General features: G+C 62.8%; 22 protein-coding genes, 1 pseudogene and 1 CRISPR repeat array. Of the genes and pseudogenes, 10 read left to right on the top strand and 13 right to left on the bottom strand.

The features are described 5' to 3' along the window. Nucleotides 1-637 precede the first annotated feature (637 nt). The 5 genes and pseudogenes from HUW10_RS18645 to HUW10_RS02470 form a co-directional block, all read left to right on the top strand. A pseudogene (locus HUW10_RS18645) lies at nucleotides 638-1,327 on the top strand (FAD-dependent oxidoreductase); the annotation flags it as partial. Between the two features lie 136 nt (nucleotides 1,328-1,463). Next, on the top strand, nucleotides 1,464-1,736 hold the full coding sequence (locus HUW10_RS02485) for a hypothetical protein (protein WP_174502043.1): 273 nt from the start codon (nucleotides 1,464-1,466) through the stop codon (nucleotides 1,734-1,736). 112 nt (nucleotides 1,737-1,848) lie between these two features. Continuing rightward, entirely contained in the window at nucleotides 1,849-2,127 is a 279-nt protein-coding gene (locus tag HUW10_RS18640) for a VOC family protein (RefSeq protein WP_201712571.1), read from the top strand. A gap of 60 nt (nucleotides 2,128-2,187) precedes the next feature. Beyond that, on the top strand, nucleotides 2,188-2,598 hold the full coding sequence (locus HUW10_RS02475; RefSeq protein ID WP_174502042.1) for an OsmC family protein: 411 nt from the start codon (nucleotides 2,188-2,190) through the stop codon (nucleotides 2,596-2,598). Nucleotides 2,599-2,700: 102 nt separating this feature from the next. Next, entirely contained in the window at nucleotides 2,701-3,888 is a 1,188-nt protein-coding gene (locus tag HUW10_RS02470; protein WP_174502041.1) for an acetyl-CoA C-acetyltransferase, read from the top strand. A gap of 386 nt (nucleotides 3,889-4,274) precedes the next feature. Here HUW10_RS02470 and ruvB read toward each other — a convergent pair whose 3' ends face one another. From ruvB to HUW10_RS02445, 5 genes are all read right to left on the bottom strand, one after another. Further along, a complete protein-coding gene (gene ruvB / locus HUW10_RS02465) occupies nucleotides 4,275-5,273 on the bottom strand; it encodes a Holliday junction branch migration DNA helicase RuvB (protein WP_236656164.1) in 999 nt (332 codons plus the stop codon). Continuing rightward, on the bottom strand, nucleotides 5,270-5,890 hold the full coding sequence (gene ruvA, locus HUW10_RS02460) for a Holliday junction branch migration protein RuvA (protein WP_174502040.1): 621 nt from the start codon (nucleotides 5,888-5,890) through the stop codon (nucleotides 5,270-5,272). Before ruvA ends, ruvB begins: the two co-directional genes overlap by 4 nt. Nucleotides 5,891-5,903: 13 nt before the next feature. After that, nucleotides 5,904-7,208 (bottom strand): RNA-guided endonuclease TnpB family protein, encoded by a 1,305-nt coding sequence (locus HUW10_RS02455; RefSeq protein WP_174502039.1) that lies wholly within the window; start codon nucleotides 7,206-7,208, stop codon nucleotides 5,904-5,906. Next, nucleotides 7,205-7,813, bottom strand: a complete 609-nt coding sequence (locus HUW10_RS02450) for an IS607 family transposase (RefSeq protein ID WP_174502038.1) — start codon at nucleotides 7,811-7,813, stop codon at nucleotides 7,205-7,207. The genes HUW10_RS02455 and HUW10_RS02450 overlap by 4 nt, the downstream gene beginning before the upstream one ends. 212 nt (nucleotides 7,814-8,025) lie before the next feature. After that, entirely contained in the window at nucleotides 8,026-8,262 is a 237-nt protein-coding gene (locus HUW10_RS02445; protein WP_174502037.1) for a hypothetical protein, read from the bottom strand. 173 nt (nucleotides 8,263-8,435) lie between these two features. On the opposite strand from HUW10_RS02445, the gene HUW10_RS02440 reads away from it, so the two are divergent. From HUW10_RS02440 to HUW10_RS02420, 5 genes are all read left to right on the top strand, one after another. After that, nucleotides 8,436-8,849, top strand: coding sequence for a hypothetical protein (locus HUW10_RS02440; RefSeq protein ID WP_174502036.1), 414 nt, complete (start codon nucleotides 8,436-8,438; stop codon nucleotides 8,847-8,849). Between the two features lie 20 nt (nucleotides 8,850-8,869). Then, nucleotides 8,870-9,670: a hypothetical protein gene (locus HUW10_RS02435; RefSeq protein ID WP_236656162.1), complete on the top strand. Its 801-nt coding sequence runs from the start codon at nucleotides 8,870-8,872 to the stop codon at nucleotides 9,668-9,670. Nucleotides 9,671-9,672: 2 nt separating this feature from the next. Further along, entirely contained in the window at nucleotides 9,673-11,757 is a 2,085-nt protein-coding gene (locus HUW10_RS02430) for a replication initiation protein (RefSeq protein WP_174502034.1), read from the top strand. 1,215 nt (nucleotides 11,758-12,972) lie between these two features. Continuing rightward, nucleotides 12,973-13,251 (top strand): hypothetical protein, encoded by a 279-nt coding sequence (locus HUW10_RS02425; protein ID WP_174502033.1) that lies wholly within the window; start codon nucleotides 12,973-12,975, stop codon nucleotides 13,249-13,251. A 61-nt stretch (nucleotides 13,252-13,312) separates the two neighbouring features. Further along, on the top strand, nucleotides 13,313-13,465 hold the full coding sequence (locus tag HUW10_RS02420) for a hypothetical protein (RefSeq protein ID WP_174502032.1): 153 nt from the start codon (nucleotides 13,313-13,315) through the stop codon (nucleotides 13,463-13,465). 595 nt (nucleotides 13,466-14,060) lie between these two features. On the opposite strand, the gene HUW10_RS02415 is transcribed toward HUW10_RS02420, so the two are convergent. From HUW10_RS02415 to casA, 8 genes are all read right to left on the bottom strand, one after another. Continuing rightward, a complete protein-coding gene (locus HUW10_RS02415) occupies nucleotides 14,061-14,705 on the bottom strand; it encodes a hypothetical protein (RefSeq protein ID WP_174502031.1) in 645 nt (214 codons plus the stop codon). Nucleotides 14,706-15,496: 791 nt separating this feature from the next. Beyond that, nucleotides 15,497-16,623: a CRISPR direct-repeat array (repeat unit 29 nt; unit sequence GGGCCTATCCCCGCGCGTGCGGGGGAACC). 54 nt (nucleotides 16,624-16,677) lie between these two features. Then, a complete protein-coding gene (cas2e, locus tag HUW10_RS02410) occupies nucleotides 16,678-16,995 on the bottom strand; it encodes a type I-E CRISPR-associated endoribonuclease Cas2e (RefSeq protein ID WP_174502030.1) in 318 nt (105 codons plus the stop codon). After that, the gene (gene cas1e / locus HUW10_RS02405) at nucleotides 16,995-17,885 is read right to left on the bottom strand and encodes a type I-E CRISPR-associated endonuclease Cas1e (RefSeq protein WP_174502029.1); all 891 of its coding nucleotides are present in this window, start codon (nucleotides 17,883-17,885) and stop codon (nucleotides 16,995-16,997) included. The genes cas2e and cas1e overlap by 1 nt, the downstream gene beginning before the upstream one ends. A gap of 2 nt (nucleotides 17,886-17,887) precedes the next feature. Then, a complete protein-coding gene (locus HUW10_RS02400; RefSeq protein WP_174502028.1) occupies nucleotides 17,888-18,616 on the bottom strand; it encodes a type I-E CRISPR-associated protein Cas6/Cse3/CasE in 729 nt (242 codons plus the stop codon). Beyond that, on the bottom strand, nucleotides 18,613-19,359 hold the full coding sequence (gene cas5e / locus HUW10_RS02395) for a type I-E CRISPR-associated protein Cas5/CasD (RefSeq protein ID WP_236656160.1): 747 nt from the start codon (nucleotides 19,357-19,359) through the stop codon (nucleotides 18,613-18,615). The genes HUW10_RS02400 and cas5e overlap by 4 nt, the downstream gene beginning before the upstream one ends. Further along, nucleotides 19,346-20,488 carry a type I-E CRISPR-associated protein Cas7/Cse4/CasC gene (gene cas7e / locus HUW10_RS02390; protein WP_174502027.1) on the bottom strand — a complete coding sequence of 381 codons (1,143 nt, stop codon included), beginning with the start codon at nucleotides 20,486-20,488 and terminating at the stop codon, nucleotides 19,346-19,348. Before cas7e ends, cas5e begins: the two co-directional genes overlap by 14 nt. After that, nucleotides 20,488-21,078 (bottom strand): hypothetical protein, encoded by a 591-nt coding sequence (locus tag HUW10_RS02385; RefSeq protein WP_174502026.1) that lies wholly within the window; start codon nucleotides 21,076-21,078, stop codon nucleotides 20,488-20,490. The genes cas7e and HUW10_RS02385 overlap by 1 nt, the downstream gene beginning before the upstream one ends. Beyond that, a complete protein-coding gene (gene casA / locus HUW10_RS02380; RefSeq protein ID WP_174502025.1) occupies nucleotides 21,068-22,633 on the bottom strand; it encodes a type I-E CRISPR-associated protein Cse1/CasA in 1,566 nt (521 codons plus the stop codon). The genes HUW10_RS02385 and casA overlap by 11 nt, the downstream gene beginning before the upstream one ends. Between the last annotated feature and the right edge of the window lie 91 nt (nucleotides 22,634-22,724).

Genomic DNA, 22,724 nt, shown 5'->3' with positions numbered 1-22,724 from the left:
AGATCCTCTCAGCAAATATTCAGGCCCGGAACGCTGCCGAGGCAAGGATTTCGTGTCGAAAAGCTATGCGCACGCGAGATGTATCTACCGTGTGTTGAAGGTTTTGCTTCTTTCTTTAACATAAAGTCCGGCATTGGTTTCCTGTCAAAGGTTTCGAGTGAAGCGCGACCGTCTTAGCCATCGCGTCAGGCAGCTGCTCAAGCGGCTTCCACCGCCTCGTGCAGCACATTATGGCGTCATGCCGCTGTCGCCTTCCGGGGGCGCTATAGCCATTGGAGCGCGGGCTGCAATGTTTGATCCACCGGTGCAAATGGTTACCGACACACCAGCGCCTGCTAACGTTTCGACCGTCAAGAAGCGCGGGTGGGCCCGCCTCATCGGCCGGCTCACAGGAGAGTAGATCAAAGTTCACGGAGGCATCGCGGCTGAGCAATGGGAGCAGGCGCAAAGAAGCGACCATACGGATACATGGTCGCGGGCAGGATCCAAATCGCTCACAGGCTCAATCAGATTCAGCATCAAAAGGGTGCGGTGTTGCCGGCTTGATGCAGGTCAACTCTGCCGCCGCAACCATCTGCTAGACCTTACTTCACCAGTTCTGGTCAGACAATCGTCCTAATGAAGGAGAGCGCACATCATGCAGGTTGATGTCCCGGTGGTTGGCGGTGGACCGGGCGGCACGCCGGCAGAGATGGCGCTAGCCAGCGCAGGGCGTAACGTGCTCCGGGCGGAGCAGGGTGCCGGACTCGGAGGAATATGCCTGTTCGAGGGGTGCATTCCTTCGAAGATCCACTACGAAAGCGCGCAGCGCCTGATGGCGATACGGCGCGCCGGCGAGTTCGGTCTCCAGGTTCCCGCGGGAGAGATCGGCATTGACTGGGCCGCGATCATGGCACGGAAGTCCGAGATCCTGGGCCGCCGCGCGACCGGCGCCTTGGAGAAGGCAAGGCACAATCCTAGCCTCACCGTGCAGTTCGGCTCCGTCAGCCTTGAGGGACCACGGCAGGCGCGAATCGTTCCATACGACGGCACGCCGCACACGGTGACCTCCACGGACGCAATCATCGCCATCGGCTCGATCCCGAAACGCCTGGCAATTCCCGGGACTGACCTGCCGAGCGTGCTGTCGAGCGAGCAGATCCTCAGCATCGCGGACCTGCACCGGCGCCTTGAAGTGATTGGAGCCGGGCCGACCGAGGTGGAGATGGCGCCGATTTTCGCCGCGTTTAGTAGCAATGTAACATTGATCGAGACGATATCCCGTATGCTCGCACAGGTCGACGAGGAGATCGCCCTGGCATTGCAGGCACATATCGGCCGGCAGGGCATCGATCTGGTGCTTGATGCCCGGGTGTTTGAAATCACCGGCAATGATGGCGGCGTTCGTATTTCCTACCGCACTGTTGCCGTCTCGCCTCCCGACATCGGCGGTCAATACCGCGGCGGCCTTCATTACGCCGGAGATGGGTATCGCCGGGCTGACCGAAGGCGATGCGCGCGCCCAGGTCCCCGGCCATCCCGAGGGAATGCTGAAATTGGTTTACGACACCCGGGCCCGCGCGATTCTGGGCCTGCACATACTGGCCGAGCGTGCCGCCTTGCTACTCGGCGAGGGCGCCGCGGCGGTGCAGGCAGGGCTGCCCATCGAAGCGCTGGCCGCGGCCATTCACCCACACCCGACGCTTTCGGAAGCAATTGGCTTCGCGACGCGGGGAGAGCGCTCGGCCAAGACATGACACGAGGCAAAAGACCCGCCACAGGCGTAGCATCAATCCGGCACACCGGGCACCGACCCGGAGTACTGCAAGCATCACCAAGTTGTCTTCCTGTAATCACGGAAAATCAGACATGACCGAGATGATCCCCGCCGTCCAGGAATTCCACCTGAGCCTGCGCGTGGCCGACAAGCAGGCGGTGATCGAAAGCTACCATCGCGCGCGAAGTGCTGGCGCGGAGATCGTGAAACCGCCGCGCACGACCTGGCGCGGCACGCCGTTGCACGAGCTCTGGCTGCGCGATCCGACCGGCTATCTAATCGAGATCTACGCGCGGCTGACGGATTCCGAACTGGCAGCGATGCCGGCAGACAAGGAGCCGGTGTTCCTTGTGGCAGGAACGGAAACGTGAGGACCATCTCGATTTGACAAATGGCTACATCGGCCGGCTTCCGGAACGCTGGAGGACCCCATGTTGACCTATTCGGTATCTGCAATACGTCGTGATGACCGCGAAAGCATTGCCACCTGCAAGCAGGCTACGCTTACCATGGATACCGATCCTGTAGGTCGTCCCGACGCGTTCAACCCTGCCGAACTGCTACTCGCGGCGGTGGCCGCATGCATGCTTAAGAACCTCGAACGCATCGCACCATTGTTGTCGTTTCACTTCACTGGCGCCGAGGTGCGGCTGCAGGGTGTACGTCAGGATCGGCCACCTAAAATGGTGCGGATCGACTACGAGATCGTGCTCGACACCAATGAGCCTGACCGACGCCTCACCCTGATGCACGACAATATCCGCAAATATGGAACGATTTCGAATACGGTTGCAGAAGCCGTCGAAATGACCGGCGTTCTAGTGCGCCGCACAGCCGGCTAACGAGCACATATCTGGACAAATCGTTATGGTTGACGCAGGTCAACGCACAATGCTTGCCGGCACCACATAGAATGGATTAGGCGAATTGAAGGAAGGCAAGCAATGTCCCAACGAAACGTTGTGCTCTGCAACCCGGTCCGGACTGCGATCGGTACGTTCAACGGTTCGCTCAAAGCGACATCCGCGCCACGGCTGGGCGAAACCGCGATTCGTGCCGTACTCGAGCGATCCCGCTTGCCCGGTGGTGATGTCGGAACCGTGGTCATGGGCAACGTCATCCAGGCAGGAACGCGGATGAACCCGGCCCGGCAGGCCGCCATCGGCGCTGGGGTACCGGTTGAAGTGCCTGCGATGACCGTGAACCGCGTGTGTGGTTCGGGTGCCCAGGCGATCGTGTCGGCCGCTCAGGAGATCATGCTTGGCTTTGTTGACTGCGCGATAGCCGGCGGCATGGAGAATATGGACCTGGCACCTTACCTTCAACGGGAGGCACGATGGGGTTACCGCATGGGGTCTGGCGAATTGGTAGACTCCATGCTTGAGGACGGGTTGAACGACGCCTTCTCCGGTCGCCATTCGGGCTGGCATACGGAGGACTTGGCTTCGCGCTATCAGATATCACGGTCTAGTCAGGACCGCTGGGCGGCTCGCTCCCAACAGCGCTTTGCCGCGGCGCAGACGGCCGGCCGGCTCGATGCCGAGATCACGCCGGTTCAGGTGCCCAGCCGCAAAGGGCCCATACAGTTCAACCGCGATGAACATAATAGGCCCGATACCACGCTGGAGTCCCTGGCAAAGCTGAAGCCCGCGTTTCGCAAGGATGGCACCATCACGGCAGGCAACGCGCCGGGTCTGAATTCGGGAGCAGCCGCAGTACTGCTCGCTGATGCGGATTGGGCCGAGCATCGCGGACTGACTCCGATGGCGCGACTAGTGTCCTACGGCATAGGCGCCGTTGAACCAGGCTTTTTTGGCCTCGGGCCAGTTCCTGCCGTTCGCCAGGCGCTAGATCGTGCGGGATGGGCGATAACGGATATCGAGCGTATCGAGATCAATGAGGCTTTTGCAGCAATTGTGCTGGCAGTGATCCACGATCTCGAGCTTCCCGAGGATATTGTGAACGTAGAGGGCGGCGCTATCGCTCACGGTCATCCGATTGGCGCCACGGGCGCAATTCTCACGACAAGATTGTTGCACTCCATGGCGAGTGACGGCATTCGCCGTGGCGTCGTAACCCTTTGCATCGGAGGCGGCCAAGGTATCGCCCTCGTACTCGAGCGCATCACCTGAGCGGTGAACCCCCATACAGAAACGCGGTCAGTTCGAACGGCTTTGTCTTCTCAGCCAGCATGGCCTCGCCAGCTCGGAAGTGTGAAACCTGCGCCTCGGAGACGCCAATGATGTCGCCGAGGCGCCGGCCGGAGAGGCCGAGACGATCGACCCCGCCCTGATATGGTGGCCGACGTCAGCACCGCCCCCCGGTCCAGCCAGTGCCTATCCTCTTGTTTCCCTGGCATGGCTTCTGATGCTCCCGATGAATATTCGGGCCCCCAAATATGCTTCGAAAAGCGATCGTGCCGAAAATCCTTGCATATGCGAGCAAAAGCCGCCGCATGTTAAAGGTTTTGACACACGGGCTACCGCTGAAACCGCGTTTTCGCCGCGTCGGTCCTGCATCACCTTGCCTCCACCTCGTAAGCCTTCGGGGTGAGGACCCGCCCGCGGCTGGTCCGCGTGATGATCCCGGATGCCACCAGGAACGGCTCGATCACGTCCTCGATGGTCTCGCGCGCCTCCCCCAGCCCGGTGGCCAAAGTGTCGATCCCGACCGGCCCGCCGCCATGGACGGTGTCGATCCACTCGATGTAGCGCCGATCCAGCTTGTCGAGGCCGCGGCGGTCGACCGCCAGGCTCGAGAGCGCCATGTCGGCGATCGTGTCGGTGATCGCCACGACGCCCGCCACCACGGCGAAATCGTGCACCCGGCGGAGCAGCCGGTTGGCGATGCGCGGCGTGCCGCGCGACCGGCGGGCGATCTCCATGGCCCCCTCCGGCATCATCCCGATACCGAGCATGCCGGCCGAGCGGGTGACGATCCGCACGAGGTCCTCAGGCGAATAGAATTCCAGCCCGAGATGAATGCCGAACCGGTCGCGCAGCGGCGCCGGCAGCGATCCCGACCGGGTGGTCGCCCCGATCAGGGTGAAGCGCGGCAGGTCGATCCGCACGCTGCGGGCCTGGGGCCCCTCCCCGATCAGGATGTCCAGCGTGAAATCTTCCATCGCGCCGTAGAGGATCTCGGCGGCGGCCGGCTGCACCCGGTGAATCTCGTCGATGAACAGCACCTCGTTCGGCTGCATCGTCGTCAGCACCGCGGCGAGATCGGCTGCCCGCTGAACGGCGGGCCCAATGATCGTCTTCAGGTTGCAGTTCATCTCGTGGGCGATGATCTGGGCGATCGTCGTCTTGCCGAGGCCGGGCGGGCCGTTCAGCAGCACATGATCGAGGCTGACGCCGCGGATCAGCGCCGCCCGGATGAATGTGGCCAGGTTCCGCATCGTGTCCGCCTGGCCGACGAAATCGGCGAGCCCCTGCGGGCGGAGCGCCGGCGACATGTCGTCATCCTCCAGCGCGACGGGTGTCCGGACCGGCGTCCGTTCGATCGTGGAACTCATGCCGCCGCTCCCGTGGTCATGCCGGCGGCGGCCCGGAGCGCGCGGGCGACGAGATCCTGCTCGGTGTCACCGGGCTTCGCGCCGTTGAGTGCGAACTGCGCGGCCGCCCGGGCTGACGAGGGCGAGTGACCGAGACGCTGCAGTGATTGGGCGAGCTGATCGGCACTGATGCCGAGATTGAGGCAGGTGGCCGGCGCCGGCATCTCCACCGCCATCTTCGCGGCGTGGCTCTCCAGCTCGGAGATCAGTCGCTTCGCCGCGGCCGGGCCGATCCCCTTCACCGCGGTCAGCGCCTTCTGGTCTGCCTCGCGGATGGCCCTCCAGAGCTCCTCGGGGGCGAGCTGTGAGAGCAGGTTCAGCGCCGTCGCCGGTCCGACGCCCTGGACGCCGACCAGCTTGCGGAAGGTCTGCAGGTCGGCCGGGGTCGCAAAGCCGTAGAGCGAGATCTCGCTGTCGCTCATCCGGGTCTGGATCAGCATGGTGACCGGGCCCGCCTCGCCCTCGATCATGTCGAGCGTCGCGGACGGCGCGTGCACGCCATAACCGACGCCATGCACGTCAATGACGCACTCCTGGTCGCCGATCCGCCGGGGAATCCCCGTAAGCTGGGTGATCATCGCGGTCTGCTTCCTAATTTGTGCGCACATGTGCGCACGGGTTTAGCTCTCGGTTCACTGACCGCAGTTTCACCGCCTCTTGCGAGGCGGCCAGCGCCGCAATCTCCCCGAGCGTTGCCGCCGGATTGCCCGGCGACGGTTCGGCCCAAGCCGGGCCTACCACGAGGTGTTCAAGGTTGATCGCCGCGTTCTCGTCGCGGTCGTGAACGGTGCCGCACTCGGCACATGCCCACGACCTGGCAGAGAGCGGCAGCTTGTCCACGACGCAGCCGCAGGCCGAACACGTTTTGCTGGACGGGAAGAAGCGATCAGCCACATGCACGTGGCCGCCGCGCATCCGCGCCTTGTATTCGAACTGCCGGCGAATCTCACCGAAAGCCGCGTCGGAGACAGAGCCGGCAAGGGCGTGGTTCTTGCCCATGCCGGCGACGTTCAGGTCTTCGAGGACGATCGTCTCGAAGGTGCTGGCAACTGCCGTGGTTGCCTTGTGGATGGCGTCGCGGCGGATGTTCGCCACGCGCCCATGCAGCTTCGCCAGCTGAGCGCGGCGGTTCCGCATCCGGCGGCTCGTCTTGGCGGCCCGCTTCTTCCGGGCCTCTTCCTGCCGGCTGATGCGCCGGGAGAGCTTCTTGACGCGCCGCATCGCCTTGCGCAGCGACTTCGGGTTCTCGATCTTCGTACGTCCATCCAGCAGTTGGCGCGACAACGCCATCAGCGCCGAGATGCCGAGATCGACACCAACGACGGAACCGGGCGCAGGGTGTGCGGCTTCTGCGTCCGGCATCTCGCACTGGATCGCCACGAACCAGCGCCCGGCCTCGCGGCTGACGACGGCGCCGAGGATGCGCCCGCCGATCCGCAGCGGTTCGCGCATCCGAACCCAGCCGAGGTTCGGGATGCGGATTTCGCCCCGATCCTTGCCGAACCGTTCACGACAGCCGTGCGCCTCGAACTGGTCGTTCCAAAGTGCGAAGCTGTCGTGCTGGCCTTTCTTCTTGAACTTCGGGTAGCCGGCCTTGCGCTGGCCCTTGGGTTTCTTCAGGTCACGGAAGAAGTTTCCGAAGGCCGTGCCGAGGTTCATGATTGCCTGACCACTGGCGCACTTCGTTACGTCGCACGACCAGGGAAATTCCGTGCGACGTACAGCGTTCCACTGCGCCTTGAGCTTCGTGGCGCTTGGCTTCCCACCGGCTTCGTATAGGCGTTTCCATTCCGCAATGCCCCAGTTCCATGCGAAGCGCGCGGTGCCGGCGGCGCGGGCAAAGTGAATCGCCTGCTCGACGGTCGGGTCCAATGCGATCTTGTGGGCCAGGATCATGGCTTAACATCCTGGCCGATGGCTTCGCTGAGCTTCTTCTTGTAGTTGCGCAAACCGTAGAGCCGGCTTGAAAAACAATGCACGATGGTCATCAGGTCTTGGACCATCTCCTGTTCCGGCGACAGGCTTTCGTTGTTCAGCACGAGGATGTCGCAGCCGTGCGCCTTGCAGTGATGCTCGAACCACTGGTAGCCGAACCGCACCAGCCGATCCTTGTGTGCCAGAACGATAGTCCGCACCTCCCGGCGTGATACGGCGTCCATGATTTCGAGGAACCGCTTGCGGTTGAAGTTGAGGCCCCCGCCGACTTCTTCGATCCACTCGACATCCACAAGGCCGCGTGCCGCAGCGAATTCCTCCAGAACGCGCCTCTGATTTTTCAGGTCCGGCTTCTGCGCCGCCGACGAGACGCGACAGTAGGCGATGACCCGGTGCGGCTCGGGGCGTCCGATCTGCTGACCAAGGAACGTGTCCAACTGCTCCCGCGTGTAGGCCCGCCGCCCGGTCTTGGTCCTGCCGGCCGGAGAAAGTCTGCCCTCGCGGTCCCACCGCTGAAGCGTCTTCACGCCACGCCCGAGATAGGCAGCGGCTTCGCCTGTGGACATAAAGGCAGGAAAAGGTGACCGCATACGGCACTTTTAGGCATTTTCGAGCACAATATCAATGCCTAGAGTCTACCTCCTTTGCAGCATCATAATATAATTTATGAAAATTGTTTTCAATTTTATTCGTGCGTCCAGGAGGGGTGGAAACCCACCCCTGAATACGCTCCTGGTGCTGGGGGGGGCTTGGCGCGGTGGTCGGGCGGTGGTGTGGCTCAGGCGAATGTGAACTCAGGCTCCGCCTCCGGACGAGCCTGCAGAACGCCTCCCCAGACCTCGATCGTCAGGTCATCCACGATGGTCGACACCTCGAGGCTGTCCTTGGGGTCATCAGCCAGATTTTCCGAAATGGACTCCGCGGCTTCGCTTCCGGCGATCTCCGCTGTTTCTGCGTCCATGACGGATGACCCCGAGCCGTGGTACGGGTGCGACCAGAAAACCGTGAACTGCATAGGCTTGCTCCGTCATGTTGCGATGGGCTCGATAGCCCCCAGGTGGGGCGAAGGGCGTCGTCAAGCTCCTCCTGATCCGAGCTTATTCAAGGCACCTGTAATCAACCAACCGGTATTCGCCGCCGGGCGCACCATCGCCTGTTGCTTACACATCGCGCCCGTATGCTGACCCCATGTCTGCGCGCGCCCGCAAAACCGGTGGCCTTGTGCTCGGGATCCTTCGTGTCGAGGGAGCTCCGGCCCAGACGCGCTACGAGCTGTTCCCCGACGAGCAGGGCCTGATCCGCTGGCGGCGCGCGATGCTGCGGCGGAACTGGCGCGAATGGGTCGCGCCGGCGATCGACTCAGCCATCGCGGAAGGCCAGCTTCATGACGTCCGCCTCCTCATCTCCGATCCGGAGATGCTGACCGACCGGCAGGTCGACGAAGTGCCGTTGCTATACAAAATTGCCGTGACTTTTGAAGCCATACCCAATATGACCGTTGTCCGGGATGGGCCTGTCGCCGTGCGTGACCAGCTCAGCCTGTTCGGTGACGAGAGCGAGGCGGCCGAGGCCGATCCGCTCATGGCCGGACCCTCACCATGATCGACGGTCAGGAGTATAACGTGGCGGCAGAGATCCGGATCCCCCTCCTCGAGGGCGCCTTCTTCGCCGCGCGCGACCGGCTCGCCTCGGAACTGGCCACCTCCGGCTTTGATCCCCATGTCGCGGCCGCCGGCGCCAACCAGATCGGCGAGGCTATCCTCGAGAGTCCGACCCAGAACGAGGATGCCACCTGGCTGATCGCCGCGATGGCCCCGGCCGGCATCGCCCGCCGGCTTGCCGGGAATGACGCGCGCAACACCCGTGCCGCCCTGATCCGGGACGGCATCGCGCCGGACATCGCCCGGGCCGTCGTCCAGATCGCCCCCGCCTCGCCGCGCGGCCCGCAGGCGGCCCTTCCTCAGCTCACCCGTGTTGCCGATGCCATGCGTGTCGGCATGGACGCGGTGGTCGAGGCGATGCGCGGCCGCCTGGTCGACAGCCTCGCCGCCCGCGGCATCGTTCCGAAAGTGGCCCGCGAGATCTCGGCAGCACTGCCCAAGGCGGCGATGCGCGCCGATCTGCACCTCTCCGAGGCGATCGCCAACCAGGCTGCCTATGTGCTGGAGACCCATCCGAAGCTGGGCGCCATGTCCGCGGTGCACGGCGTGATCGCCTATCGCCGTCTCGGCGAGTCCGCCGCCATGAACCAGCTGATCCACGACCTGCGCTACGCTCCCGCGGTCGCGGCGGCGCCCGAGCCGATGCCGGCCGGCGTCATGGAAGCGATCGAGCTGTCCCAGCGCGCCGTCGATGCCAATCTCGCCAACGCCAACCGGGTCTACGTCGAGGCACTCGACGACAGCCCGAAGCCGGGGAGCTGACGATGGCCGCCCCCTTCCGCGCCGTCTATGACCCGATGGGGTTGAAATGTGCCTCCGGCCAGAAGATGCGTCGGCGAGCTGCTGACTTTGTCACAGCCAACGCGCACAGGGCCTTGGCAATCCGCAAGAAGGGAATTTCACCCGCGCAGTTCGACAAGGCCGGGTTCCATCCGGAGGCCATACTGAATCGTGCGCTGTTTGCCTCCTGCGTCGCTCGGCAGATGAGTGCGACGACGGCCGAGCTTCTTCAGGCGCAGCGTGAGATCCAGAGGGGCTCTGGCGAGGAGTCGGGGACCCAGAAAGAATACGCGGACGAGGCCCGGGAAGCCGGGAGCGCCATTCGAGCCCGCATGAGTGACGGCTTGTCCACCCTGCCCGCGATCGTGTGTGGCGTCGAGATCGAACCGTTTTCCGTGCAAGGGCTGCGCTCACGGCTGAGCCCGATCCTGACATACTTCGTCGCCGGCCTGTGCCGGGGCCGTCGCACCACCCGCCGGAGCCGGAAGCGCTCGATCGCGGCGGGAAGGGACAAGGCACATGTCGAAAAATATACCAGCAAGATCCTCGCGCTGGACTGCGCATACGTCGAATTCAACAGCGATATGCGCAGGATCATCCGCATCGACATCGATGGCTGCTTCAAATCGGAAAAAGAGCTGCTGCGGCTGATCGACGAACTCAACCTGCCGATGCCGAACTTCATAACCTGGTCCGGCGATGACGGAATGGTCCGGAACCCTCATCTGTACTATATCCTGAAGCACGCCGTCTGCTTCACGGTAAATGGTCGCCCTGGGCCGCAGGCGTTGTTCAAGCTGGTCTCGGCGGTGCTGGCACAGCGTCTGGCCCCCCTCGGCGCTGACCCGATGGCCACGAACTCGCTGCGCGGCAAAAACCCGCTCTGCGAAAGTATGACAACGGTGATCGTCAATAGCGAGCCGTACAGCCTCGGCAGAAACGGCGTTGGCACACAGGGGCTCTGCGACCTGCTCGATATCGGGAAATATCGCAACGGCATCCGGAGTTTTGCATCGATCGTGCACTCGATCCGGAACGGTCAGACAGGCTCGAACGGCCTCTTCAAGGTCGTGGGCTGGCTTGCCTCGCAGATGGTCCATGAATTCCACCCCGCGTCACATCGCCGGTCTGCGCGCGTCCGCGCAAAACAGGCAGGATTGGAGCAGGCCCTCGACGATTTCGAGACCGCGCTCACAAGGGCCGCTCTCGGGCATTTCCCGGATACGCCTGACCTGCGGAAGCAGTGCACCAGCAGCGCTGAATACTACTTCACCCGCTTCGATCCACGGATCGCCTCGGACAACCGCCAGCGCGGCGCCATGGCAGGTGAGCCCGAGTATCTGGCGGCGCTCTCGAAGCAGGAGAAGCAGGAGGCAGGCGGGCGCTACGCCGCGCTGAAGTGCCGTGAGAACACCCTGGTCAAGATCGCGCTCGCCGCAGAGGAGATCGGTCAGCCTGCCGAGGAGATCGGAGTGGCCGAGCTCGCGCGGGCCGCCGGTGTCTCCCGCATGACCATCTACCGTCACAAGAGCGAGTTCGGCCACGGACGTCGCCTGCTCGAGGAAATTCGCGACAGAGCGGCTGAGCAGATCGTAAAGCCCGCCGCCCCGGCCACCCCGGCCGCGGTCGTGCCCGAGTGTCACATCCAGTGCTTGGATAAAAAGGCTCTGGATCATTCGGAAAACCAGTCAGGGCAGGACCATCAGACCTCAGCTGGACAGGAGCGCTCAGGCTACAGGAACCAGATCTCTGCTCCGGCTCAGTGCGTGATCCGGCGGACCGGTAAGTGGACGGGGATGGGCACGGAGGCCGGGGTGGCCATAGTTCATGCCCACAACCCGGTCTTCGCGCTCGTGATCGGTGCCGGCAGAGATTGTCTCCGCCCGAAAATCGTGAAGCTCAGAGACGATGTCGCTCCTCTCGCCTTCGAGGCCGCGGTAGCCCCGACAATCACCTTCATCGACGACTATGCCCGCGAGCGCATGGGGAAGAATCACGTCATCTACGCCCACGATGGCAGTATCGCCTGGCTGAACCCCGATCTGGGCGAAACCCGGCTCGCGGCATAGGCAGGATCCGACCCGCCCCCACTCGCCTGGTCCGTCGTCGGTCGCCCCAAGAAATTGCGCTTGGATTTTGAATTTATATCGCCGCCGGAAGCTCGCGCCATCTATTCAGAACCTCGTGCCGGGTCAGGCCGTCGTCGCTGATCAGAATCTCGGTCGCCCGCGGTCAGTCGTCGCTGATCAGAATCTCGGGCCGGGTCAGGCCGTCGTCGCCGATCAGAATCTCGGGCGCCCGTGGTCAGTCGTCGCTGATCAGAATCTCGTGCCAGGTCCAGGCCGTCGTCGCTGATCAGAACCTCGGGCGCCCGCGGCCAGTCGTCGCCGATCAGAACCTCGTGCCAGGTCCAGGCCGTCGTCGCTGATCAGAATCTCGCGCCGGGTCAGGCCGTCGTCGCCGGTCACAATCTCGGACCGGGTCAGGCCGTTGTCGCCGGTCAGAATCTCGGGCGCCCGCGGTCAGTCGTCGCTGATCAGAATCTCGTGCCGGGTCCAGGCCGTCGTCTCCGATCAGAATCTCGTGCCGGTTCCGGCCGTCGTCGCTGATCAGAATCTCGGGCCGGGTAAGGCCGTCGTCGCCGATCAGAATCTCGGGCGCCCGCGGTCAGTCGTCTCCGATCAGAATCTCGGTCGCCCGCGGTCAGTCGTCGCTGATCAGAAACTCGGGCCGGGTCAGGCCGTCGTCACCGACCAGAACCTCGTGCCAGGTCCAGGCCGTCGTCGCCGGTCACAATCTCGGACCGGGTCAGGCCGTTGTCGCCGGTCAGAATCTCGGGCGCCCGCGGTCAGTCGTCTCCGATCAGAATCTCGGTCGCCCGCGGTCAGTCGTCGCTGATCAGAATCTCGGGCCGGGTCAGGCCGTCGTCGCTGATCAGAATCTCGTGCCGGGTCCAGGCCGTCGTCTCCGATCAGAATCTCGTGCCGGTTCCGGCCGTCGTCGCCGATCAGAACCTCGTGCCAGGTCCAGGCCGTCGTCGCTGATCAGAATCTCGTGCCGGTTCCGGCCGTCGTCGCCGATCAGAACCTCGTGCCGGGTCAGGCCGTCGTCACCGACATGCATCGAAACTATTTCCTCTGTAGAACAGGATATTGTATTCTTCTGAATCTCGATGCGGGCAGACAGCTAGACGACGGCACAGTGACAAGCGTAACCAAAATTCGAATTCTTTGATGCCCAGCTCCTGATTTATGTGTTGACGGCCACAGACGGGATTATTCGGAATGTCCGACCGCTACGACGTCAAATTAGTTATAGGTCACGTGGAAATTCGAATTTCCCAGAAATTCAAGGGAATTAACGACGCCCGCGCCTACGGAGCTGAATGGCTCGAGGAGCAGCGTCTGGAAATTCAGCACGCGATCGATGCGGGCGACGCGGAAGCCGCCGAGTATCCGACATATCTCGAAATTTTCGACGTAAATGATGGAACGAAGGTTTATCCCTCAGATCGGTGTGAAAATTACGATTTATGCGGTCACGACCGAATGAATTTGGGGTGAGAGCGGAGGGGGCTCGTGGTGCAGCACCAGAAAATTCGAATTTCGACGAGCAAGGCGAGCCATGACCGACGACGATCTGCACAAAATCATCAGGCCGCTGACCGAGCCGGTATATTCCGTGTCGGTTTTCTGGCGCCACCTGGACCGCACCCTCGATGGTCTCGACGCTGATTATGGTGGTCTGGACCATAAGGCCCCGGAATCCGAGGCATAGCCGACCATCATCCCCGCGCCTGCGGGGTAAGCGCTGTCTGAATGGCGGCCTTGCTTTGGGAATTGAGCGCTACGCCGTAGCCGGCAGGGCGGCCTGAATTTTCCAGGCCCAAGGCTCAATCCAATTTCGCAGCATCGACCACACATCACAACGACGCCGCTGTTGATGATGAAAAATCAATTTTTGACGATTTAATTCTCGCTGCGTAGAGAATTCATCAGATAATTCGAATTTGTCCGATCACGCAGTCAAGCTTCTTCGAATTATCCGATTAAATCGAACTCGTAGTCAGCACGTTGGGGCGGACGCCGATTTTGACTCACGGCAAATATGTCCGCTTCTTCGTCCTCTCGCCGCCGTCAGGTCCGGAGGTTGCGTGTGCCATTCGTGCGCCCGGCCCCGGCGCTCGTCCGCGGGGAAAATTCGATCCTGGATCTGAATTATCACCTCTCCACCCGAGGCCAGCTCCAGCGACGCAAGCGGGACCGAAAATTAACGTGGTTTGGGTCCTATCGGGCCCAAGTGCCTTTTGCTTGGCTTCGCCTTGAGCTTTGCCAGGGCGTGTGAAGGGCGGATGGGCGCGGATGTGGGGTGTTCAGCGGAACACCTGGAACTCGTCGGGCGTGACGACATTCAGGTTACCTTCGTCGGTGCGTCCGCGCCGGTGGACGGAGCGGTTTCGCTCGGTTGGTTCGATTGCGTCGAAAGCTCGGTTGTCTCGTTCGGCGACGGTGGTGACGAGGACGTTCTGAGGGCGCAGCAGGGCGTGGAAGGTGGCGTCCTTGTCCAGGTCGACATTGTCGAAGTCCATCTTGCCCCAGGTCTTGTAGCTGATTTTGCTACGTTTCGGTTCGTAGTCGTAGCGGATATAGGCTGAGTCGTTGTTCGCGATGTGTTTGGTCAGTCTGACGCCGTAGATTGCCCCTTTGAAGGCGAGGTGGCGTGCCACCTCGAAGAGTTGGGTGGCCCAGCCTGCCCGGTCGTTGAGAGTGAAGCGTTCGGTGCTGGTAATGACGCCGATCAGGCACTCGGCGAACTCGGTGTGCGGGACCGAGAGGTTCTGCACGAAGGTGCGGAATGCCTCGCACTTGCGGGTGAAGGGCACCTTGTTGGTCAGCGCGTCGTGGAAGCCGAACAGGCCGAACGAGGTTTGGTAGACGATTGCCTGGCAGGTTTTGACGCTAGGAAAGCCCAGATTGAACCGATCGAAGCCAACCTCGTTGGTGCCGAGATACTTCATGGTGACCCCCCTGATGCCAGATGGCGCTGGCGCACACCGCATGGAGGTTGCCATAGCGCATGCACCGGATCAAGCCGACATTTCCCATATACCCGGCCAATCCGGGCGTCTTGGGCGGACGAAAACGTCGGTTGACGTCGGCAATCAATATCAGCATGTCACCAGTCAGAACCTCGTGCCTGCCCACGCCGTCGTCCCCGATCAGAATCTCGTGCCAGATCTCCGCTCGGTCGTCGCGGATCAAATCCTCGGTCCCCATCGGCGTGCGCGGGAACACGAGGCTATGATCGAATTTTCGCTGAGTCATGCATCGGAAATATTATCTCTGTAGAACTAGATATTGTATTCTCCGTTATCTCGATGCGGGCGGACAGCTAAGCGATGGCACGGTGGCCACGCCGCCAAAACGTGGAAATTCGAATTTCCCAGAACTTCGAGGAAATCAGTCAGGCCCGCGCCTGCGGAAATGAATGGCTCGAGGAGTAGCGTCGAGAAATCGAGCACGCGATCGACGCGGGTGACACCGAAGCTGCCGAATATCCGACGTATTTCGAAATTTTCGACGGAAATGATGGAACGACGGTTTATCGATCGCCCAGAACGGCGTGAAAATTCCGAATTATGCGGGCATGACCAGATGAATTTGGGGTGAGTCCGGAAGGGGCTCGTGGTGGAGCACCAGAAAATTCGAATTTCGACGAGCAAGGCGAGCCATGACCGACGACGATCTGCACAAAATCATCAGGCCGCTGACAAACCACACTTTCATTCCGCCCAGCATCGCCAAAAACGGTTCTATCCCCGCGCGTGCGGGGGAACCGGGCCACGCACATAATCCAGATCCCGATCCGAGGGTCTATCCCCGCGCGTGCGGGGGAACCCTGTCGTTCGACATGCCGCAGGGCGATTACGTGGGTCTATCCCCGCGCGTGCGGGGGAACCACATTCAGCGTGAAGGGCTCAGTCTGGCGGATGGACCTATCCCCGCGCGTGCGGGGGAACCAGCGATCGCCCGTCGTGCTGGCCCCCTTGGTCGGGCCTATCCCCGCGCGTGCGGGGGAACCATGAACGCATTGCAGAGCGAGATTAGCGTCTTGGGCCTATCCCCGCGCGTGCGGGGGAACCAGCATCGCCGCGAGCGGTTCGGCAACCGTCAAGGGCCTATCCCCGCGCGTGCGGGGGAACCAAGCGCCAGGACTGGCAGGAGAGAGAGGCAGCGGGCCTATCCCCGCGCGTGCGGGGGAACCAAAAAACGAAACGGGCCGCCGGTAACTGTTATGGGCCTATCCCCGCGCGTGCGGGGGAACCGCGCAACGGGAGCGGTGGGAGCGGGAGCCGGGGGGCCTATCCCCGCGCGTGCGGGGGAACCCAGCGGGATGTTGTTCCGGGCCATGCGGATCAGGGCCTATCCCCGCGCGTGCGGGGGAACCTTCAACCGGGTCGAGAGATCGGCCTGAAACCAGGGCCTATCCCCGCGCGTGCGGGGGAACCGCCTTCCCGACGCGCCTCCGGCTGCCCCTCCCGGGCCTATCCCCGCGCGTGCGGGGGAACCATCTTTGGCAGGCGAACGCGGCCCCAACGATGGGGCCTATCCCCGCGCGTGCGGGGGAACCCGTCAGGAGATGGCCGTTGATGGCCACGTTTGGGGCCTATCCCCGCGCGTGCGGGGGAACCGCACTGGACGCACGCAGCGCGGAGCAGGTGACGGGCCTATCCCCGCGCGTGCGGGGGAACCACCTTGGCGTCCCGCAGGGCAAGCGCATTCCGGGGCCTATCCCCGCGCGTGCGGGGGAACCGACGAAAGGCGATCGCATCGCTTGCCCACAAGGGGCCTATCCCCGCGCGTGCGGGGGAACCTGGCTTCGCGTCCTGCGGCACCCGTGGCACCAGGGCCTATCCCCGCGCGTGCGGGGGAACCTCTGATAGGTAACATATTGGTTTACTTGATAAACCATGTCAAAGAGCAAAAAAATCAGCCACGCGGACGCGCTTCTGAAAACGAACGACGCACGAGTAGCAGTGCGTTATGGGCGACGATTTCTTTCGGTGGCTCGCCCAGACTCGAGAGACCGATGCCGCCGTTAGCTGCGGTTTCAGCCCAAATCATTACAAGACTGCCGCGGCGGAGTTGCTGATACCAATCGGCAAGCACCTCCCAAATACGGGTGCGCACGCTGGCGCTCAGGCGTGGATTAGCATAAACGCCTGGCGCAAGCTCAAGCATGACCGAACCGAGAAAGCCGCGATACCTCGCTTCCACGTCGCGGGTGATGACCACAACCATCGGCATCAGTCGACGCCTTCCACTCTTGTCTCCATCCGATCGGGGACAATCAGCAGCTTGATCTTGTCGATCATCGAGGGAATGACGCCTCGCTGTCGAAACAAGATAGCGGCGCGCCTACGTGCGAGCCGCTCCACCGACTCGGTTGATTTCAGAGCCTCCCTTGCTGCGCCGAAAGCGATGTCGAGGGTTATGTCGTGCCGGTAAAGATCGGAAATATCGAGCACGAAGGCTTGCCCAGAATCCTCATGCACGAATCCCAGTTGCGGGATTGCTCCAAGGGCAGCTACCGCAACACAGGATGCCGCTCGCATAGCGCTCGCGGCATGGTTGAGGGCCTGATTCGGAACATCTCCCACACTTGGATTGGCATGGTCATAGTGCCGGCCACGCCATGGGATCCCATATCGTTCAGCAGCTAGTTGATAGCTGCGCTTGATGCGGGCGCCTTCCTGCCCGCGCAGCACCTCGATGTCACGTGTACGCACGATCTCGCCAAAACGGATTGCATACATCGCGCGCGCCACCTCTATACGAGATTTCGGATCTGCCCATAGCGCGACCTGCGCACGCGCCAAGGCTGAACTATCAGGCATCAGAGGCGGTGCCGTGTAGAATCGGACAGCGCCCTCACCAATCGCGGCGAGGGCCGTACCATGACGGGCGAGTAGGCGTAACGCGTCGTGTGTTACGCTTGAGCCCGGCCCGAGGAGGACAATCGAAATTGCCTGATGCGGGATCTGGTAATCTCCTGCTGCAAGATCACCGCCGCCAGCAGTGACGAAGCGGAGACAGCCGTCTTCAACCTCCAGCCGGCCGCGATCGAGCCATAAAAGACCATGTCGGTCGGCATGGGGAATTCGAGCTTTCTCGAGTCCAAGCCGACCGCTGAGCATGGCTAACGCCTGCTCGGCCGCAGGAGCAACATGCCATATCCGTAAGCCACGTGACGCCCAACCCCTTTCGAGAGGCAAGCAGCAAATAGCTCTGGCTCCTTGACCTCGAGCTCCCCGTGAAAAGTAACGTCGGGTCCGTTCTGCGTTCGTTGATTCCGCAGTGCGACCGATTGTTCCAGGCGGACAATACGCGCACTGGAGATATTGGCAGCCTCGCCAATGCGCTTGATCAGCCAGGTGAGGTAGGCCGCCTCGCGGCCTGAACTGCCACTGGGATTTGATGCGTCACCTTCAGACTGTCCCCGGATTCCATCGAGCCAGTAGGCATCCACCTCGGCTCCCTTCGAAAAACCGCCAGCGGGCTTGAGTAGACGGCGCACCGGCCGCACCCTGACGTCGAAGGCCAAGCGTCTACCCTTTGCCCAGGTCACCGGCATCTCTTTCGTCGCAATCCGGTCGGGGTCGCAGACTGCGAGTGCGTCCGGCATCGCCAACTCATGCGCGGTCTGCACAAGGACATCCCGAGTGGATTGCGTATAGGCGTAGATCGTGGCGCTCGCGGATCTGGGCGCGACCATCAGTCGAAACGGCTGGAAGGCAGACTTGCCGAACGTCTCGCCCAGCAGATGGTGGAGAGCGGCGCCCTCATCCGCGGCGAGGTTGCGCTGTGCTGCCCAGCGCCTGAACGATTTCAGATCGATCGGCAGACTGACCATGTGGAGCGTGGTCATGCGATCGCTTCCCGCGACGGCTCGATGATGCCCTCGACGATCTTACGCGTGCCGCCGTGCAGACCCGTACGCCAGTTTCTCAGGTCTGGAAGATCGATGACGCGATGAACTTCGGGGCCATCATCCGGCCCCTCACCGAACGGCCATAATGCGCGCATGCCTTCGCGCTGGCACCCTTCGTCGGCTGGCACCTTCTGCAGGGCCTCGTATGCTGTCGGCGCGATGATATCGACACGTTGCCGCAGCGGAGCGGATGGGAGGCACGGCTTGCGACCGATGAAGATCGGACGGGCTGGCCTGTCCAGCGCCGCGGCGAGGTCGCCGAGCGACGGCTCGTCATCTTCCGGATCCAGGCGCAGAGTGATGATGACGCAGGCATCCGGGTGATAGTCACGAAACCTGCGATGTGGAGCACCATAGCTGGCGCCGTCACGACCCTCCGGCTTGCCCCAGGTCGTCCATCCCTTGTCGCTCGCGGCAAGGCGGGCATTCTGCGTGTCGGTAAGCACGCCTTGATCACCACCCCGTTCCCAGCGGGAGGCAAATACGAGGCGGTCCTGCAGGGCCTGGTGCTTCCCCCACTCGGTCCGTTGCCAGCCCAGCGCATTGGCAAGCAGGCCGGTCAGCATCGAGGCGGCCGGGAAGTCGCGCGTCACCCCCATCTGGTCGATCGTCACCCCCCCGAAGGCCAGAAGTGGCGCCTCGAGCCGGAGGACCTGCCAGCGATGATCAGGCATCCGCATCTGAAGCAGCCTTCACCTGGGACGCAGCCCACTCCGCCAGCGTTTTCAGCGACGCCCGTTCCGCACTGGACACATCCGTGCCAGCGAGGGCGAGATAGCGCCGCTCCTCACCCGTCTCGTAGGCTTGATCAAGTTTCGTGAGGTGAGCATCGAGCGCCGAAACCGCCATATCCAGGTCGTTATCGACAGGCTTCCGATAGGCTGCGGCCAGGCTGCGTGGCTGCCGATCGCCCGCCTCGATCAGCATTAATTCAGCACGACCGTACGGTGCTGTGGAGCCGCGTTTGGCCCCGGGGGTTACCTCGGCGATGAGGTAGACGATATTGTGGACGACCCGGGCGACCAGGTCTTGATTGCCGCCGCAGTTCCGGATGAGCGCCGGCATATCGATCACCACGTAGCCGTAGAACAGGCCCGATGTGAGTTCGGTTTCCTGGATCGTGTCGGCGCCGCTGTCGTCATCATCCCCCTTCAGATCATCGACCGCGGTGAAGTAGTCTCCCTCGGCTTCCTCCGCGTGCACAGTGAAGGCGTGGGCGACGTGAAGCGGCGCATCGATGTTGGCTGAGACATCGGATGTGACCATGCGCCCGAACAGCGCCCCGGTCAGGCCGCCCGGTAACGCGCTGTTCTCGCGCATCGCCTTGATGTTGTCCTTGAAGGTCTTCGCCCAGTCGGTGACCGCAGCCTTGGCTGCCGCGGCGCTGTCCGAGCTGGCAGCCAGTCGCTCCGCTTCGCTCGCCAGCCACGCGATCTCGGGCGCGCCGAACAGCAGGGTCTGGCGGCTTCGCTTGCCCTTGTCCCCCTTATCTCCGTAGACGGCTTTCTGGAATTCCGGCTCGATCGCGTCGACCACATTGGCGGGAAACCGGTCCCTGAGGGGCTGGATGACGAGAGTGGTCACCAGCTCGCGCGACCGGTAAGCCAGTTCCGCGCCGTCGATGCTGTGGAGCGAGTGCGGGTCGTCGTCGGCCGTCCGCCAATGGCGCTTCAGGCATTGTGAGGAAATGCGGGTGCGCGACACGCCACCATATGGGAGGCGCTTTGCGAGCCCGGTGTCGTCGCGATTCAGCAAGGCCGATGTGTAGGTGTGCAGCGTGTGGATCTGCAGGAAGCGCGGTGCGCTCATCAGGCAAGCTCCTTCTGTGATTTCTCTGGAGCCGCGGCATCGAGCCGGCGGTAATAATCGCGGGCGATGCCGCGCGTTGCGAATGTGCTCTTAGGGAAGAGGATCATGGCGGCGATTTCAGTGCAGTCGATCCCGGCATCAGTCTTCCGCTTCGCAGCGAGAAGCCTGGCGATCCGCTCGAGACTAGCGCCGCGGCGAGCCGGGGCTTCGGCAAGGAGGCGCATAAGGCGGGTCTCTGAGAGGAGTGGCTGTTGGGAGCTGTTCCATCCCGGATCGCCCCCGTCGCAGAGCAGGGCGCCGAGCCGCTTCTTCGGGTCATGCAGGGAATTTCGAAGCTTCCCGCTCCGGGGCAGTTCGCCCTTTGGCGTCAGGATCGCCATCACCTTGACGATCAGCATCCAGTCGTCCGTCCGCACGGTCTCGTCAATGAACCCGCTTTTTGCGGCCAGGTTCCAGAATGCCGCACACCCGGCGGCGCCGCGCTGCATCCGGCGCAACTCCGCGAGGTCGCCTGTGCCAAGCGACCGCATCTCCTCCGCGAGTTTGGCGGCCTTGATGCGGAAATCGGGTGGAGGCTGGCTATCCGGCATGCTCGGTCTCCCGCTGCGCTCTGCTGATAAGGTCGGGGAAGTGGTATCTGATCGCGCCTTCGAAGGCCCGCTCGGCCCTCGCCTCGGCGCGAGCGCGGTAGATGCCGGAGCAGGGAACCGTGGGCAGCGCATCTCGGAACGCGGACCGCGCATGTTTGGCCAGCACCTCGGCCCATCTGCGCTCCTCGATCTCGAGCTCGGCCTGCCCCCTCTCCTGTGCCTCAAACCGCGCCCAGAGATGATCGAAGAAGATGATGTCCGCGGCTCGGGTGAAGTGGTCCTGCGCCGCGCGGGCAAAGCCGTAATGGTCCTTGTTTCGCCGTTCTCGATCACCTTTGGCAGCCAGCAGTGAGAGTGCATTTCCCAGCGCTTTCGCGAAGCTGCTGATTGCCTCGACTTGGGCTTTGGCCAGCTCATTTAGGTCCGCCTGCCTCGTTCCGAAAGCCTGCGCGATGCGGCTGGAGATGGGCAACACCCGCGACTTGAAACCTTCGGTTTTGCTGTTCCCTCGCGAGATCGCCTCAGCCACAAGAGCCATCGGCTGCCGCACATCAACATCCGCCAGCCTGGCAAGCAGCGGGATCTCCCAATCTCCCGAGAACAGGAGCTCGGTGATGATCCTGTAATCGAAATCTCGTCCTGCCAGCGTAAGGCTTTTCCGGTCGACTTTGTGGACCGGCGCCCACGGGTCACCCAGGGCGCCGTTGAGCTGCCTGGCATTGATCCGGGCAGCGGCCGAATTGCCCTTAACTGCCGAGATGCCATCATCCCGGACGGTCAGCCGGATTCGACGACAGACCTCTATGAACCAGATATCGAGATCGCGGATCTGCAGCTGCTCGCCTTCGGGCCAGGGCCCCAGCCAGGTGAGTCCAATGCCGTCGTCAGCATTGTATTCGCTCTGCTCGAGCTGGACTTCGTATGTCTGGAGCAGAACCATCACGTCGCGCCGGAAGCGAGTCCCGAGGCGGAGCGTTGTCCCCTTCACTTTCGCGGGGAGTGGTGCAAGGGAGAGCAACGGTCGTGATGACGACCCACCATTCATCCGCGCGATGCCCTGGTTTCCCTTGCCGCCATAACCCTCCATGGTCTGGAGCGAGATCAGGGCGAAGACCCAGTCCTCTGGCTCGGCCTGCCGTGCGATCGTCTGCTTCAGATCATGGTTTCTCGACGTGATAAGCATGTCGAGGGCGTCCGGCGTGGGCACCGGGTTGGAGAGCTTCATGTCCGCCGGCACCGGCGGCTGCATGAAGGCCGGCTTCGTCCAATCCTCGACGATGAGATGCCACGGCTCATCATCGGCAAAGCCAGGCGTGAGGCTGCGGAGCAGTTTACGCCACGCCTCCTCCTCTGCGGGTGGATCGCCGAGGCCAGCACGTCGCATTGCCATTGCACCGAGCTGCACCAGGAACATGTGGAGGGCCGGACCCTGGTGGGGCCTCAGCGCAGGGAAACCGTCCACCTCGTCGCGGACAAGGGCGGAGAGGAGACCTGATAGAGAGAAGCTGCCGGAGGTGGTGCGGATCAGCCTGTGGGTGAGGAGGTTATGGTGCATCTCTCACCCACAGGCCGCGGCGCTGGCAGTGATAGCAGTTCTGTAGCCCCGCGAGTGCGGGGGAGAGTCCATCATTTCTCCGAGATTGAAC

Source organism: Acidiphilium sp. C61, from assembly GCF_905116885.1.
GTDB lineage: Bacteria > Pseudomonadota > Alphaproteobacteria > Acetobacterales > Acetobacteraceae > Acidiphilium.
Note: the sequence above shows the minus strand (reverse complement) of the source record. Positions and strands in the feature narration are given on the sequence as shown.